Origin of the sequence: Hyphomonas oceanitis, from assembly GCF_036964545.1 — a bacterium.
Taxonomy (GTDB): Bacteria; Pseudomonadota; Alphaproteobacteria; order Caulobacterales; family Hyphomonadaceae; genus Hyphomonas; species Hyphomonas oceanitis.
Map to the genome: position 1 here is coordinate 58111 of NZ_JBALTL010000004.1, position 15796 is coordinate 73906.

12 protein-coding genes are annotated in these 15796 nt (G+C 57.8%); 10 read left to right on the plus strand and 2 right to left on the minus strand.

Annotated elements, in window-relative coordinates:
* Window positions 1-26: 26 nt before the first annotated feature.
* The gene (gene dacB / locus V7651_RS12030) at window positions 27-1502 is read left to right on the plus strand and encodes a D-alanyl-D-alanine carboxypeptidase/D-alanyl-D-alanine endopeptidase (protein WP_035541056.1); all 1476 of its coding nucleotides are present in this window, start codon (window positions 27-29) and stop codon (window positions 1500-1502) included.
* Window positions 1503-2043: 541 nt separating this feature from the next.
* Here the strand turns inward: dacB and V7651_RS12035 are convergent.
* On the minus strand, window positions 2044-3423 hold the full coding sequence (locus tag V7651_RS12035; protein WP_156950530.1) for a hypothetical protein: 1380 nt from the start codon (window positions 3421-3423) through the stop codon (window positions 2044-2046).
* A gap of 148 nt (window positions 3424-3571) precedes the next feature.
* Here V7651_RS12035 and V7651_RS12040 point away from each other — a divergent pair, with 148 nt between their 5' ends.
* From V7651_RS12040 to V7651_RS12065, 6 genes are all read left to right on the plus strand, one after another.
* Window positions 3572-4168: a hypothetical protein gene (locus V7651_RS12040; RefSeq protein ID WP_035541059.1), complete on the plus strand. Its 597-nt coding sequence runs from the start codon at window positions 3572-3574 to the stop codon at window positions 4166-4168.
* A gap of 249 nt (window positions 4169-4417) precedes the next feature.
* Window positions 4418-5083 carry a TetR/AcrR family transcriptional regulator gene (locus V7651_RS12045; RefSeq protein WP_335613339.1) on the plus strand — a complete coding sequence of 222 codons (666 nt, stop codon included), beginning with the start codon at window positions 4418-4420 and terminating at the stop codon, window positions 5081-5083.
* A gap of 90 nt (window positions 5084-5173) precedes the next feature.
* Entirely contained in the window at window positions 5174-7738 is a 2565-nt protein-coding gene (locus tag V7651_RS12050; RefSeq protein WP_335613340.1) for a TonB-dependent receptor, read from the plus strand.
* Window positions 7739-7741: 3 nt separating this feature from the next.
* Entirely contained in the window at window positions 7742-9175 is a 1434-nt protein-coding gene (locus V7651_RS12055) for an MFS transporter (protein ID WP_335613341.1), read from the plus strand.
* Between the two features lie 192 nt (window positions 9176-9367).
* Window positions 9368-10048 (plus strand): TetR/AcrR family transcriptional regulator, encoded by a 681-nt coding sequence (locus tag V7651_RS12060; RefSeq protein WP_335613342.1) that lies wholly within the window; start codon window positions 9368-9370, stop codon window positions 10046-10048.
* Between the two features lie 129 nt (window positions 10049-10177).
* A complete protein-coding gene (locus tag V7651_RS12065; protein WP_335613343.1) occupies window positions 10178-10954 on the plus strand; it encodes an IclR family transcriptional regulator in 777 nt (258 codons plus the stop codon).
* Here V7651_RS12065 and V7651_RS12070 read toward each other — a convergent pair.
* Window positions 10951-11280 carry an L-rhamnose mutarotase gene (locus V7651_RS12070; protein ID WP_335613344.1) on the minus strand — a complete coding sequence of 110 codons (330 nt, stop codon included), beginning with the start codon at window positions 11278-11280 and terminating at the stop codon, window positions 10951-10953. The genes V7651_RS12065 and V7651_RS12070 overlap by 4 nt on opposite strands.
* 333 nt (window positions 11281-11613) lie before the next feature.
* On the opposite strand from V7651_RS12070, the gene V7651_RS12075 reads away from it, so the two are divergent.
* The 3 genes from V7651_RS12075 to V7651_RS12085 are packed head-to-tail and all read left to right on the plus strand — an operon-like array spanning window position 11614 to window position 15786.
* Window positions 11614-13032, plus strand: a complete 1419-nt coding sequence (locus tag V7651_RS12075; RefSeq protein WP_335613345.1) for an alpha-L-fucosidase — start codon at window positions 11614-11616, stop codon at window positions 13030-13032.
* Window positions 13029-14333, plus strand: coding sequence for an enolase C-terminal domain-like protein (locus V7651_RS12080; protein ID WP_335613346.1), 1305 nt, complete (start codon window positions 13029-13031; stop codon window positions 14331-14333). The genes V7651_RS12075 and V7651_RS12080 overlap by 4 nt, the downstream gene beginning before the upstream one ends.
* 31 nt (window positions 14334-14364) lie before the next feature.
* The gene (locus V7651_RS12085; RefSeq protein WP_335613347.1) at window positions 14365-15786 is read left to right on the plus strand and encodes an alpha-L-fucosidase; all 1422 of its coding nucleotides are present in this window, start codon (window positions 14365-14367) and stop codon (window positions 15784-15786) included.
* Window positions 15787-15796: the final 10 nt, after the last annotated feature.

A 15796-nucleotide genomic window follows, 5' to 3' on the forward strand; every position in this document is an offset into this window, starting at 1 on the left:
GAGGAAAACCGACCCGGGGGACGACCATGCCACACCGCTGCCGCAGCCTGCTGCTCCTGGCCTGCCTGCTGCTCGCCGCCTGCGTCACGCCCCTCCAGCGCGACCTCGATACCACGCTCAACCCGCCCGAGACCGCCGGCATCCGCTGGGGCCTCCTCGTCACGGATGCGCAGGGCCGCGAGATCGCCGCCATCAACCCCGACCAGCGCTTCCTCCCCGCCTCCAACACCAAGCTCTTCACCACAGCCGCCGCCTTCCGCTGGCAGGACGATCTCGCCGCCATGCTCCCGCGCCTCGCCACCTTCGTCGCCCTCGAGGATGTCGGCGAGACCGGCGCCCCCACGCTCGTCCTCCACGGCCGCGGCGACCCCCACCTCACCGACACGCCAGATTGCGAAACCCGCTGCCTCGCCACGCTGGCCGACGCCGTCGCCGCCATCGGCCTCACCAGCATCACCCATGTCGTCGGCGACGACACATGGTTCCCGGACGCGCGCTGGGGCCCCGGCTGGAGCTGGGATGACCTGCAAACCGCCTACGGCACCGCCACATCCGCCCTCACGATCAATAACAACACCGCCACGCTCACCGTCGCCCCCGCCAGCGAAGGCGCCCCGGCCACCGTCACATGGGCGCCCGGCGACGCGGCCTATACAATCATCAACGTCACCGTCACGGCACGGTGGCCGGGGCAGGGCGGTGAGGCGCCCGAAGACGATCTCATCGTCTCCCATCTGCCCGGTACCGCCATCGTGCACGTCGCCGGCCACGTCCCGCCCGGCAGCGCCCCGCGCGCTTTCCACCTCGGCCTCGACGATCCGGCCCTCGCCGCCGCCACGCGCCTCACCGCCCTGCTGCAGGCACGCGGCATCACAGTCGAAGGCCCGCCTATGGCCCGCCACCGTCCGCCCGGCACACCGCCCGAGGCCGCCTTCACCGGCCTTGACGATGGCGACCCGCCGCTCGCCGCGCTGGCCCCGCCCGCCTTTCCTGAGGCGCTGACCGACATCTCCAAGGACAGCCAGAATCTCTATGCCGAACTCATGCTGCGCCATCTCGGCCACATTGATGAAGACGGCGCCGCCGAGGCCGGCCTCGCCCGGGTCGACGCCCTGCTGGAAGAGGCCGGCGCCGCCCCGAACGGCCACGACCTCTTCGACGGCTCCGGCATGTCGGTCTACAACCGCGTCAGCCCACGGACCATCGTCACCCTGCTCACCTACGCCGCCGCGCAGGACTGGGGCAGGGCATGGAAAGACACATTCCCCATAGGCGGCGTCGACGGCTCACTGCAGCGACGCTTCCGCGGCACAATCCTGGAAGGGAAAATCTTCGCCAAGACCGGCACCCTCAAAGGCACCAACGCCCTCTCCGGCTACCTGACCGCCGCCAGCGGCCAGACCCTCACCTTCGCCATAATCGCCAACGAACGCCCGCTCGCCATCTCATCCGCCACGCCAATGATGGACGCCGCCCTCATCCGCATCGCCGAAACCAACTAGCGCCCCCGCACCGCAGTTCCGGCGAAAGCCGGGACCTCAGGCAATTGAAGAGGGGACCACCCGCATGAGACCCCGGCCTGCGCCGGGGATGCAGCCATGGCTGAACGCTCCGCTTCCAAAGCCACCGGGCCCCCGCAGACCCCTGCGAAGGCAGGGGTCCATGACCCGCCCCCTCCAAACAGCGCCTAGGCAGAGTTCCGTCCATGGATACCTGCCTCCGCAGGTATCCCCGGGAGGAAATCCAGATTCTCGGCAGGCCTCATCCCGAGCGCGCCTCACCCACCCCACATCCACAGTCCCGGCGAAAGCCGGGACCTCATGCAATAAAAGAAAGTCCCGTAGGGTGCATTAAGCGAAGCGCAATGCACCATCCGAACCCGGAATATTGGGAGCTCATGCTGAGCGAAGTCGAGGCGCGGGCGTGGGTGTTGTTGCGTTCATACTTCGACTTCGCTCAGGATGAGGACTGTTTGTGGGGCGAGGGCAAATGGTGGGTATCGCTCGGCGTGGACCCACCCTACGGTTTGCTGAAACGTCCATGCTACATGGGCTTTTTCCAGTACGGTCTGGAATATCTATACCGGCTTTCTTCTATGTCGAGCGCGGGAGTGCTGAATGTATCGTCTTTCCGAACCTCTGCGCGTAGCTGATGACGAACTCTACCTAGAGCTTGAAACGCGGCGATCTCGCTGGCGATACTTCGAAATGCCACGCGGAAGGCACGCCTACTGCTTGCACCCTGGCCAAAGTCAGGCAAGGAAAAGTCCTTCGATATGCTAACGCCGATACCCGCGGGGATGCTCGCAGAAGCTGATATCGAAAAGCGGCTGCCGGATGAGTCCCCAAACTTTGCCACAATACTTGCGCTTTCTTTTTGAAGTGCCGTTTTGAGTCGATTCACTTCTTTCTTTGCTTTGAGCGCGTCCCCTTCGGCGAACAGTGAGTGAATTTCATCGAACTTTTGGCGAATGGCGACAAAGTCGTTGTGTTGTCTACGTTCGTACAGAAGCTCCAATGCGCTCGACACTTTGCCCGTTTTCCCGACTGCCCATGCTGCGAAGGGAGGCAGTTCTAAGCCAATCTCTTGTGCGTCAATCTCGGAGTTAACTTCATTGACTACCTCTGCTAGCTTACCTGAGAAGTAGCGGCGCATCCCATTGGCCCATGTTTTAGATGGTTGAAATAATCCTTTTTGTCCCCCCCAAGCCGCCAAGAAATTGTGCCTGATTGGGTGAAGACAAAGCTGTGCATTCGCTTGACTTGCTACAAGCGCATAGAAGATTGCGCGCCGAGCTAGCCAGTTGATGGAGTTGGAGAACTCGAGAAGATCTTCGCTAACTGCTTCAATTTTACCGTTCCCCATATTCCGTGAGCTTGGGATCGGGTTTCCCTTCGAATCTATAAGAGTTGGGAGAGGCGCGTCTTGAGCATTTTCACGCCCTATGAGCTGTTGGAAGATTGCGGCTGTCAGGGGACTGTATTTATACTTTTCGTTTGAGGCGCCATCCTCTTCTCGTAGTATTTTCAATGTCAGAAAATAGTTGCTCGACTGCATATGCCATGCTGCGGTGAGCATGAGATTCATGTTTTCAAGAAACTCTTGGACAATGCCTTCGGGCATCTCTCCGCCACGAAGATCGAGAGCGAACTCTTTGGATAGTTCGATAGAGTCTACTTCAAGCGCATCATACTTACTGATTCCAATAAACCGTATTGGCGGAAAGGCTGCGGCTCGAGACGCTCTATATTCCGGTTTATAGTCGTCAAGAGCGTAAAATGCGTCGTTGAATAAGATGGTCTGTGCATAGCCTTCTAATGCACTGTAATCGCCTTCCATATCGTAAGAACGCGGCGCCGGCGCCTGTCCCGTCAATCTCTGCACCGATGTCAGAGTGGAATTATCTATTAGCGCAATCGGCATGGTCTTCTGCCCTCCGTGGAGCATTCCCGTTTAAATCGAATTTATCTTGATTGTGTAAACTTCCACAGCATGAGCACCCACCGCTCGCTGGCGGCCTCTCTCCCCCACCTTATCCAACCTGAATCCCGCCCGGCCTATACTGGCCGCCATGACCAATCCGTCCGCCTTCGTCACCCACGGCATCGCCCAGGCGCAACGCGCTTTGAGCGCCGTCGCCGCGATGACGAACGCGCACCTCAATCCCACCACACTGAAGCGAACCCTCGCCCAGCGCGCCCGCGCCGAACTCGCGCGCCTCGAAATCATTATCCGGCGGCTTCTCACTTTGATGGCCCTCGGACTCGTGCTGCCGCCGGTCCCTGTTCGGACATCGTCCGGGCATCATCCGGATACCGAGCGCGTCGAGACGAAAGCCTCGGGCCGCCTCACCGGCCTGTCGCCCCGCGTCTTGGGCCCGGACATGGACAGGGACGGGTTGGCGACGACGGCACGGCCTTCCGGCCCTGTTCAGGCCGCCCCAATCCTCGCCCGGCTCGCGGCGCTGCAAGAACTGCTAGCGGCCCCTGAAGCTCACGCCAAACGCCTCGCCCGCACGCTGGAACGCCAGCGCAAGGCCGGTGAAGCCGCACCCATCGCGCTTCCCATGCCACGCACCCACCGCATGCCGCCAGAGCTTGGCGCCATCGCGACCGCCCTGCCGGAACTCCTCCGCGACGCCTTCAAAAGCTGGGAAACATCCGGCTAAATCTCCACCACAATCAGACCCCCATGCCGGGCGCCCCAAAGGGCGTTTCCGGTCGCACGTGCAACAGGCTGTACAATCTCACCAGACTTTGACAGTCTGACCTTTCCTCCCGGGATTTGCCAGTCGCGACACATGCGACGCGCAGGAATCCAATTCGGCCGCTCGACCGGCCGGCAATCGCAAAGGGGCCTCGCGCCCTGATGCAGGCATAAGGACACGGCGCAGAGCGTCGTGCCAAAAGGGGGAAGAATGAGACAATCTGAGCGGCGCCAGCAGTCGTCGAACAAGCTGATCAATGCCTATCTCGAACTGGCCGCCGAAGAGGGCGTTTCGGCGCTGACCTTCGACAATATCGGCCTCAGGGCCGGCTATAGCCGCAACCTGGCCTTCCACAAGTTCGGCTCCAAGAGCGGCCTTCTGGATGCGGTCATCAACCATCTCCACGATTCGATGGAGGAAGTCCGCCACGAAGCCGACCTTGAGACCCTGACCGGCCTCGATGCGCTGCTGCTCTATTGCGCGATCCATTTCGAATCGCTGGAAGAGCAGGCCGAGATCCGCGCCTATTTCGTGCTGATGAGTGAAGCCATCGCCACGCTGTCGGATGTCCGGCCGCTCTTTGCCCAATCGCACGTCCGCTCGAACACCGAATTGCGCCGCCTTTTTACCCGCGGACTCGCCGATGGATCCCTGCGCAAGGACGTCGATATCGAGATGGCCGTGATGATGATAACGACCCAGCTGATCGGCATGTCGTGCCAGTATCTCATCGATCCCGCCTTTCCGCTGAAGGCGGCGGGCGCCGAATTGCAATCCCTCATCCGCAATGCCTATGGCACAAGCATGCGCATAGGAGTCCGCAATGAAGCGCCTCCCAGGGCTGGCGCAACGGCAACCCGGCTCCGACAAAGATAACACTATACAACTAGATTAATCGATACTAGCTTCCCAACGATGCTGCACCGGAGAGTGCGGTCGATAAAAATATTCTGGGAGGAATAATCGATGAGACAGTCTTTGCTGCTGGCCGCTGCCAGCGTCGTTGCCCTTACTGCCGCTGGGCATGCATGGGCGCAGGAAGCCGACGATACGACGGAAACCCGCCGGCTCGATCAGGTCACGGTAACCGCCGTGAAGCGCGAGCAGGATCTGAACGAAGTTCCGGTGTCCGTCACGGCTTTTACCGCCGATACGCGCCAGGAACTCGGCCTCAACAACTTGTCCGACTTCGCGCGCTTCACGCCAAGCTTGGCCTTCTCCGCCGGTGACGATCGCGTTTTCGTCCGCGGTGTCGGTCGCCAGACCAATACCAACGGTTCCGATCCGGGCGTCGCGACCTATTCAGACGGCATCTATGACGCCTCGACCTCCGCTGTTTCCAAGAGCGACTTCTTTGTCGACCGCGTGGAAGTCCTGCGCGGGCCCCAAGGGACACTTTATGGCCGTAACTCCATCGGCGGCGCGATCAACGTCGTTTCCAAGCGACCGACCGATGTCTTTTCGGCCGACAGCCGCCTGACAATTGGCAATTTCGAAACCACCGCCATCGAAGCGAGCGTTGCCGGTCCTCTGAGCGACAAGGTCCGCGCCAAGCTCGCGGGTTCATTCAGGAATCAGGACGAAGGCTATCTCGAAAACGTCGCCGGCGGCCCCAGCGAGGCTGGCAAGGGAGAGTCCAGTTATCTCGAACTCCAGCTCGAAGCAGACCCAACCGACAATCTCTCCCTCTGGTTCAAGGCGGATACATTCGGCGCAGATACATATAACCGTGCGACGAACTCTTCCGGTTCCTACGATTACTCGCCTTTCCCCACTGGAAACCTGACACCGGGCGCGGCCTTTGGCTATCTCCTGCCGACCTACAATCAGGAAGGCACAGCCACGGAAAACCCTGGCATCAACGATATCCGGAAGTTCAGCACCAACACACCGACCAGGTCCAAGCTCGACGACAGCCTGGGCCTCTCGACCGTGGCGACGTGGAGCCTGCCGACGGTCGATGTCAAATACATGGGCGGCTACCGTACGTATGTTTATGACTCCTACCGGGACGATGACGAGACCAGCATGGTCTCCTACACATACCCGCTTGATCCGGCGAATATTGCTGCAGGCGAAGTCTTCACAGGTGGACCAAACTGCCAGTGGTACTTGGAGAATGTCGGGCCGATCTGTAGCGCTGCCACGATATATCCGTCGCTTACGTTTGGATATATCGAGGACAAGTCCTTCTGGAGCCACGAGCTCAACGTCCAGTCCACGGAAGACTCGGATTTGTGGTGGATCGTCGGCGCCTATTATTTCGAAGAGGATTTCCATCAGGAATCCCACTTCGGCAACAGCGCTCAACCCGAAATCATGGAGCCTTTTGGTGAAGCGCCAAATCCAAGTGGCGACTACATCACAGCGCTTTCGGATTTGACCACCAAGTCCTACGCCCTCTTCGGCCAGGTTGACTATGATCTGACCGATACGCTCACCCTGACGGGTGGCCTGCGCTATTCGTCCGATGAAAAGGCAGGCTCCGAACAGATCCGGGTGATTGGCTATGGCATCGTCCCGGGTTTCACGCTCGGCGGTTCTGGAAATCTCGCGCCAGCGCTTGATTTGACGGCAGCTTCAATCTCGTTTGTTGATGCCCCCGGCGTTGCGAGCGGTGTTACAATCGACCCGGCCACAGGGCTCGCCAGACGTGAGCTCTCGAACGAGTGGAACGCCATTTCCGGTGTTGCCGGAATTCAGTGGCAGCCAAATGCGGATCAGAATTACTTCTTCCGCTATAGCCGTGGTTACAAGTCTGGCGGTTTCAATGCCGGCGGTATCAGCCAGTTCCCGCAGACCGACGAGGAATTGCTGGACTCGTTTGAATTCGGCGCCAAGCGCACGTTCGGCGACGAGCTTCAGCTGAACGCAACAGCCTATTATTATGCCTATGACGGTCTGCAAGTGCCGCTGGATTCCGTTGAAAATGGTCTGACCCTGACGCGCTTCTTCAACATTGAAGACTCACGGGCTATGGGTCTGGAACTGGAAGCCATGTGGACTCCTACGGACGACCTGCGCTTCATGTTCAGCTATGCCTATAATGACTCCGAAGTGCGTAGCGCTTGCTGCTTCGTAGATAATGTCGATCCAACGGCCAGCCAGCCGGGCGCTCAGCCGTCCGGTCCGGTCAATGCCAGCGGCAGCCAGCCCCAAAACCTCAAAGGCGAAATGCTTCCGCGCACCGTGCCTAACAAGGTTGGCCTCAATGTCAGCTATGATGTGCCCCTTGGCGAAAATGGCGACCTGACTCTTTCGGGTAACTATTCCTGGCAGGACGCGACCTATCACGGCATCTTCAACCGGCCATACACGCAGACGCCGACCTTCGATCAGGTTGACTTTATCGGCGTCTGGAGAAGCGCGGATGAGACCTATGTGGTGACGGCCTATGTCAAGAACGCATTTGACGAACAGGGCTATGATGGCGCCCGGGGCGGCTTGCTGTCATTCCCGCCGGGGATTGAGCAGACCTATTATCTGACACCGCCGCGCACAGTCGGCGTTCAGCTCGAACTACACTTCTAACCTGTGGAAAAGGCTGCCAAACTCCCTTGGTCCACGAAGGCCGTATACGGTCTCGGAACGGTCGCTTTCGGCATCAAGGATAACGGGTTCAACGCGCTGCTGATGATCTACTATAACCAGGTCATCGGCTTGCCGGCGGCCTGGGTCGGCGCCGCGATCATGATTGCCATGGTCGCGGATGCTGTACTCGATCCGGTCGTGGGGCAGTGGTCTGACAGTCTGCGGACGCGCTGGGGACGGAGGCATCCATTCATGTATGCTGCCGTGCTCCCGGTGGGTCTTTTCTATCTTCTGCTCTGGATGCCGCCGGCAGTGGAGTCGCATGCCCTGCTGTTCAGTTATCTATTGGTAATGACAAGCCTGACCCGCATAGCCATCGGCGTCTATGAGGTCCCGTCCACCGCTCTGCTTGCGGAGTTCACGCAGGACTATGACGAGCGGACGGAGCTTGTCGCCTATCGCTTTTTCTTTGGCGTGGTCGGCGGCATTCTTATGGGCATCTCTGTATTCGCGTTCATATTCGCGAACGACCCTGCTGCGCCGGGAGGGCTGCTCGATAAGGTTGGTTATATCAAGTACGCGTGGATTGCGGCGCCCTTAATGGCGCTGGCGATATTCATATCCAGCATAGGGACACATAGCCGTGTTTCGTCGCTGGTCCATTCCCCTCCGCCCCCACGGAGAGGTGCGCTGGCCGTGGCGAAGGAAATGTTCTCCACGCTGTTTCACAGGGTCAATGCACCCATCCTGTTCTCGAGCATGCTTGGCGCCATGTCGGGAGGTCTTTACGCGGCGCTGGGTGTTTATATCCAGACGTACTTCTGGGGCCTTTCCGCGAATAATATCGCCACGCTGACTGCGGGTAACCTTGTCGGCGTAATACTCTCCTTTGTCATTGTGCTGCCGCTATCCAAATCGTTTGGCAAGAAATGGACGACGCTCGTCCTCTACATGGTTACGTTGATCGCGATGGTTGCGCCGATACTGTTGAGCCTGGTGGGGCTATTTCCGGCGGTAGGGAATCCCTTGCTCATGCCACTGCTCTTCGTCTTTGCCATGATTGTTGCTGCCGCTGTGATTGCAGCCGCCATTCTGAATGTGTCTATGGTGGCGGATGTGATCGAGCAGATCGAGCTCTCGACAGGACGACAATCCGAAGGGCTGATCTTTTCAGCCACCTCAATGGTCAACAAGACAATTTCGGGTATGGGCGTGCTCGCGTCCGGTTTCCTGTTGGCCCTTGTCGGGTTTCCGGACGATGCCAAGCCGGGCGCTGTTGATATCGCGACGGTCAACCATCTGGCGCTCTATTTCGTTCTGACCATCATATTCTTCACGCTCGCTGCCCTCTTGAGTCTGACGTTCTATCCGGTCACGCGTAGCGACCACCAATCAGCGGTCGACGAACTCGCGCGACGTCGCGCCACGAACGAGTGAGCCATGTTATGAAGTATGCTTGTGAAGTACTCGTCACGCAGCTCGCTGCAAAAATAATATATGAATGGGGTGTGTCAGGCCCCAATCATGGCGAGAGAGGTGACCGCATTTCTTTGACTAGGCCCATGAGGGCCAATAAACGTTCATTTTAGATAAGAGGTCCCTTTTTTGAACGGGGCCGAGAGACTTGCAATGCCAAAACCTCCCCGGTTGGACGAAACATCGAAGTCAGGCGAAAGCCCGGACACTGTTGTTTCCGAAGAGATCAAATATCCAAGACGCACAGCGCGGCGTAAACTGACACGCGAGAAGATCATTCGCGCGGCTGCCCGGCTCTTCAATGATTCTGGATATGCTGCGACGACAATGCAAAATATCGCGGATGCCGCAGACGTTCACGTCACAACATTGTTCATGCATTTCAATTCCAAAGCCGATCTTGCGACTGAATTCGGCATCGCGGCGACGGATGAATTGCGCAAGCGCGCTTTTGCTGCGCGGGACAGTGTGTCTTTTCTGGAATTCTTCCGGGCCGAGCTCGAGAGGGCCGTCATCGTGTCCAAGAAGCAGTCGAGTCAGAGCTTGATGCTCTGGCACGGATTGCGGGAAGAGAAAGACCTCGCTTACGCGCTCGCGGCTTACGAGCAGGCGCTAAGGGATATTTACGCCGAATATGTCTCTCATGTGTACAGTCTTGATCGCGCCACTGATTTCCGTCCGGATATTGTTGCGGCCATTCTCGTTTCGAGCGTCAGTCTGGCCAATGACAAATGGGTTGAAGCGCCAACAGTGGTTGACTTAGGCGCAGAATTGTCCCGAGCGGTGTCGATCGCCGAGACCGCCGTTTTGGCGATTCTGGATAAGATGGACTAGCTCAGGTCTGCGGCGTGCTATCTGTGCAGCATTTCCAATCTATCAAGGGTCACGCGCATGGAAGGTTGCCGATTTCATGCTTTGCTTCATATATGAAACGCGTGATGAATTTTCCGGGGATGCGATGTGATGGCCGATAACACTTACAAGGCGCCAGCTCTGGAGAAGGGGCTCGACATACTTGAATGCCTTGCCAGCTTGAGAACGCCGCAGTCGGTCTCTGATATCGCGCGCAATCTCGGCCGGTCTCGTAGTGAGATTTACCGCATGGTGATCGTGCTCGAGATGCGGGGATATGTCGAACGCACGGATGACCCCGAAAAGCTGCAGCTTTCAAATCGGCTCTTTGAAGTCGGCATGCGGTCGCCGCCCAAGCGGGACCTGCACGAAGCGGCTTTGCCGGAGATGTCTGCCCTGGCGTCGACGATGAAACAGTCGATCCAGCTGGCCGTTGTCAGCTCCGACCAGATCGTTGTCATTGCGCGCACGGAGAGCCCCGATGATGTCGGTTTTAGTGTCAGGCTTGGTTATCGCCGGTCGATCATGAAATCAGCCTCGGGTCTTGTCCTATTTGCCTTTGCCTCGCCCATGCACAAGGCGAAGATGATCGAGGACCTTCACGCAGCTGACGTAGATGATGCCGCTATCGCGCTGCTTGAGACGGAAGCCGCCATTGTACGCGAGAACGGATTTGCGCGTATGCCGTCTCGTATCGTCGATGGCGTAACCGATATCGGCGCTCCGGTCTTTGACTCAACGAGTTCGGGCGCTGTGGCCAGTCTGACCGTCCCGTTTGTTGTTACGCGCGGCTCGCGTGTCTCCCTGGATGAGGCGCCTGGCATGGTTGCGGGCGCAGCCGGCCGCGTTTCATCCGTACTGGGGCACACGCTGCCGCTCGATAACTAGTCGTGATGGAAGACCTCTTCGAGGGGGACCCACCATTCTCCCGGCGCGGCTGATTCAAATGCGGCCTGGCAGGGATCAGTAAGCGCCCACCATTTCTGTGTTTCCGTGTCGTCTGCCATCAGTTTCATGTCAGCGTCGATATCGGTGCCGTGGTATTCATAGATGCCGAACAGGATATTCTCCGGTTCACGCAGGAAGATGCTGTAATTACGAATATTGCAGGCCGTGATCTGCTTCAGGATAGCGGGCCAGGCATTGGCGTGGAGTTCCTTGTATTCGTCTTTCTTTTCGGGCTTCAGATAAATAGCCCAGGCCTTGCGTTGCATTTGGATTTCCTCTCCGTTTTCATTTTCATTCGCCTATGACGCGGACGCTGCGTGCCGATGTCGCGGACTTTCCAGTCCAGATAAAACTGCCGAACCGCGCGCGATCATAGTGGTCGGCATTTGGTTCTGAATTCCGCGCGTCGACAACGATCATCAAAATAATGATGTTCATATGCAATCATAATGCTTGCATATGAAACGTCCATTATCTATCACTTTCTGAAAGCGGCCCATCCAGAGGCTGCGGATTCGGGAGGAAGTAGATGACCTTCAGCGTGAAGCGCTGGTGCGCCATCGTATGGACTGGTCACCAGTCATACGAGGTCTCCGTCAATGACTAAGCAAAAATCAGATTACGCCGCGACAGAGGCGAGCCTCAGCACGCACGCGGTTCCGGAGTGGTTCCGTGATTCCAAGTTCGGAATATTTATCCACTGGGGCCCTTACTCGATTCCCGCGTTCGCGCCGCTTCAGCAGGACAAGCCGGATGGCCCTGCGGACAACATCATGCAGGGATTCAAATACAATCCCTATGCAGAGTGGTATCTCAATACCATGAAGTTTGAGGATGGTCCGACAGCGCAGTTCCATCGCGAGACCTATGGCGAGGACTATTCGTATGATAATTTTGGCGAGGCCTTTAATGCCTCGCTGGAGAACTGGGATCCCGTCGCCTGGGCGAAACTCTTCAAGACGTCTGGCGCGCGTTATATCGTGCTGGTCAGCAAGCACCATGATGGCTTCCTGCTATGGCCGAGCAAAACACCTAATCCGCACAAGCCAAACTGGCAGACGGAGCGCGACGTTGTCGGTGAGCTGGCAGATGCGGTGCGCGCAGAGGGCCTCAAGTTCGGAATCTATTATTCAGGCGGCATCGACTGGACGTTCAAGAGCAAGTGCATTGAAACGATTCAGGATCTGATGGCCATGCCAGGAGAAGCCGAAGGCTATATTGAATATGCCAATGCGCATTATCATGAGTTGATCGAGCGTTATCAGCCCGATTATCTCTGGAACGATATCGGCTATCCGAGCCAACAGGCCTCGTTCGATATTCTCGCCGACTATTACAATACCGTGCCTGAAGGCCTGACCAATGATCGCTGGATATCGCCGGATGGCGACCTGAAGGCTGATGCCTTTGAGCGGCCGGAGGGGATGACGGGAGTCCTGCCTCCGAAGCCCCCAGTGTGGGATATCCGTACACCGGAATATGGCATGTTTGACCACATCCTGCCTTTTCTTTGGGAGACGACGCGCGGCATGGGGCATTCCTTTGCTTACAACCATCGCGAAGTCGATGCGGATTATCTTTCTCCCGGCGCCATCGCCACCATGCTGGCGAGCTCGGCCTGCTTTAATGGCAATGTCCTTCTGAATGTCGGCCCGCGCGGCGATGCGCAACTGGATCCAGCGCAGGCTGGTCGTCTGGAATCAACCGGCGGGTGGCTCAAAGCCAAGGGGCAGGCCATTCAGGATACCCGACCGGTAGCCCTGCCGGACAAAAGCGTCGACGGCATCAATATTGGCGCCACACGCAATGCGGACACGCTTTACCTTCACATATTCGGGAAACCCGGTCTGGGCACTTTGGAAGTACAGCTTCCAGCGGGGCTCGGAACCGTAATGTCCCTTGAGCAGCTTGGCGGAGAGGTGGGTGACTGGTCGATTGATCAGGCCACACTTCGCCTGACGATCAATGAGTGGGCCGATGAGGCCGTGCAAATCTTCAAACTTGGACTTTCTGTATGATAATCGACCGTATCGAGGCGCGTGATATCCGCTTTCCGACATCGCGACAAAAGCATGGTTCCGACGCCATGAATTCGGACCCGGATTATTCATGCGCCTATGCAACGCTGGTCATGAAGGACGGCGAACCGGGTGGTAACGGACTGACATTCACGATTGGACGCGGGAATGACCTCTGCGTCGCTGCAATCCAGGGCCTTGGCGCCCATCTTGTCGGCAGAAGCCTGGATGAATTCGAGGAGGATCTCGGTCTAGCTTCGCGCCTCTTGCTCAATGACAGCCAATACCGCTGGCTTGGGCCCGAGAAGGGCGTTGTGCATCTGGCGGCTGCGGCATTGATCAATGCCGTATGGGATGCCCTTGCAAAGCGGGCTGGCAAACCCCTGTGGAAATACGTGAGTGACATGTCACCAGAGCGTATTATCTCTGCGCTCGACTTCCGCCATATATCGGACTTCCTTTCCAAGGATGAAGCGCTTGCGCGCCTTAAGCAACAAGCTGACGGCAAGGCGAAGCGCATCGCGACGCTCCTTCAGGACGGCTACCCGGCCTACACGACATCGGCGGGCTGGCTGGGATATACCGACGAAGCGATCGTCAGCCTCTTGAAGCAGGCCTATGCGGATGGCTGGCGCCATTTCAAGATCAAGGTCGGTGGCGATATCGCGATGGATGTGCGCCGCTGTGCCCTGTTCCGTGATACACTGGGCAGCGATGTCCGCCTGAGCGTTGACGCCAATCAGGTCTGGAGCGTGGATGAGGCCGTTGCTGCCGTCAAAGCGATGGAGCCCTATGACATCTATTGGGTGGAAGAGCCGACCAGCCCTGATGATGTACTGGGCCATAAGGCAATTGCTGATCGCGTCGCGCCGGTTCTGCTGGCGACCGGCGAGCACGCGCACAACAAGGTCATGTTCAAACAATTCCTGCAGGCCGAGGCAATTGGATTCTGCCAAATCGACTCATGCCGTCTGGCCGGCGTCAATGAAGTCATCGCTGTGATGTTGATGGCGGACAAGGCTGGCATTCCTGTTTGTCCGCATGCGGGCGGTGTTGGCCTTTGCGAATATGTCCAGCATCTCTCGATGATCGACTATATATGCATTTCAGGGACAATGGAGGGCAGGGTGATTGAGCATGCTGCCCACCTTCATGAGCATTTCAAGAACCCGATCGAAATCCGCCAGGGCCGCTATATGGCGCCACTCGCACCTGGCTATTCCGTGGACATTCTACCGAAAAGCCTTGTGGATCACGAATTCCCGAATGGTAGCGTCTGGGCGGAAGAGCCTGTCGCATGATCTGGACCCTTAATCTCAAGCGGAGACCCCTATGACCGCAACTGAAAAAACATATCTTCCCACGCGCGCCAGCCTGAACGAGCACGAAGTGCCGGAATGGTTTCGTGATGCAAAATTCGGGATCTTTATCCACTGGGGGCCATACTCCATTCCGTCTTTTGCGCCGCACAGCAAACAGATTGACCAGCTGGCGGCAGAGTCGGAGGCGACTGCCTTTGCTCACACGCCCTACGCGGCCTGGTACCGGAATACGGTTCTCTTCGAGGATGGCCCGACGGCGCAGTTTCACCGCGAGACCTATGGGGAAGATTATTCCTACGATAATTTCGGCGAGGCCTTTAACGCATCGCTGGAGAACTGGGACCCTGTCGCTTGGGCGAAGCTATTCAAGAAGTCAGGTGCACGCTACGTGGTCCTCGTCAGTAAGCACCATGATGGCTTCCTGCTATGGCCAAGTGCGATACCCAACCCGCACAAGCCAAACTGGCAGACGACCCGCGATGTGGTTGGTGAACTCGCCGATGCTGTCCGTGCAGAAGGGCTCAAGTTCGGCATCTACTATTCAGGTGGCATCGACTGGACGTTCAAGCACGTTCGCATCGAGAGCCTTGGGCACCTCGGCCTGAACATTCCAGGCGAAGCCGAAAATTATACCGAATATGCCAACGCGCACTATTATGAGCTGATTGAGCGCTACAAGCCGGACTATCTCTGGAACGATATTGGTTATCCGAGTCAGCAGGCCACATTCGAAATCCTCGCCAAGTATTACAATTCCATTCCCGAAGGCCTGACCAATGACCGTTGGTTCCCGATCGATGGCGAACTTCTGGCTGACGCCCTGGAACGGCCGGAGGGTATGACAGGCGTACTGCCTCCTAAACCGCCAGTGTGGGATGTACGCACGCCGGAATACGGCATGTTCAATCATATTCTGCCGTTCATCTGGGAGACAACGCGTGGGATGGGGCATTCTTTCGCGTATAACAGGAATGAAACCGAGGCTGATTACATCACCAAAAACGGCATTGCGACCATGCTGGCCAGTTCAGCCTGTTTCAACGGCAACGTTCTCCTGAACGTCGGACCGCGTGGCGACGCGCAAATGCCGCCTGCTCAGGCTGAGCGCCTGGAAGCCGTCGGCGAATGGCTTGAGACGCGAGGCGAAGCGATTAAAGGCACGCGGCCTGTTGAATTGAATCAGAAGAGCGTCGATGGCGTCAGCATAGGCGCGACCCGCAATACGGAAGCACTCTACATTCACATGTTCGGCAAGCCTGCTGAAGGCGTACTGGAAGTCACCCTTCCATCCGAGCTGGAGCGTGTCACATCCGTCGAGCAGATTGGCGGACAGGTTGGAGACTGGTCAATTGAGCAGAACACGCTTCGTCTGACCGTCAATGAATGGGCCGATGAAGCCGTGCAGATATTCAAGCTCGGTCTGGCCAAGTAAGGTTCTGATG

Excerpts from the sequence above, each read along its gene's own strand:
- dacB (WP_035541056.1), top strand. The coding sequence starts at position 27 with ATGCCACACCGCTGCCGCAGCCTGCTGCTCCTGGCCTGCCTGCTGCTC.
- V7651_RS12035 (WP_156950530.1), bottom strand. The coding sequence starts at position 3,423 with ATGCCGATTGCGCTAATAGATAATTCCACTCTGACATCGGTGCAGAGA.
- V7651_RS12040 (WP_035541059.1), top strand. The coding sequence starts at position 3,572 with ATGACCAATCCGTCCGCCTTCGTCACCCACGGCATCGCCCAGGCGCAA.
- V7651_RS12045 (WP_335613339.1), top strand. The coding sequence starts at position 4,418 with ATGAGACAATCTGAGCGGCGCCAGCAGTCGTCGAACAAGCTGATCAAT.
- V7651_RS12050 (WP_335613340.1), top strand. The coding sequence starts at position 5,174 with ATGAGACAGTCTTTGCTGCTGGCCGCTGCCAGCGTCGTTGCCCTTACT.
- V7651_RS12060 (WP_335613342.1), top strand. The coding sequence starts at position 9,368 with ATGCCAAAACCTCCCCGGTTGGACGAAACATCGAAGTCAGGCGAAAGC.
- V7651_RS12065 (WP_335613343.1), top strand. The coding sequence starts at position 10,178 with ATGGCCGATAACACTTACAAGGCGCCAGCTCTGGAGAAGGGGCTCGAC.
- V7651_RS12070 (WP_335613344.1), bottom strand. The coding sequence starts at position 11,280 with ATGCAACGCAAGGCCTGGGCTATTTATCTGAAGCCCGAAAAGAAAGAC.
- V7651_RS12075 (WP_335613345.1), top strand. The coding sequence starts at position 11,614 with ATGACTAAGCAAAAATCAGATTACGCCGCGACAGAGGCGAGCCTCAGC.
- V7651_RS12080 (WP_335613346.1), top strand. The coding sequence starts at position 13,029 with ATGATAATCGACCGTATCGAGGCGCGTGATATCCGCTTTCCGACATCG.
- V7651_RS12085 (WP_335613347.1), top strand. The coding sequence starts at position 14,365 with ATGACCGCAACTGAAAAAACATATCTTCCCACGCGCGCCAGCCTGAAC.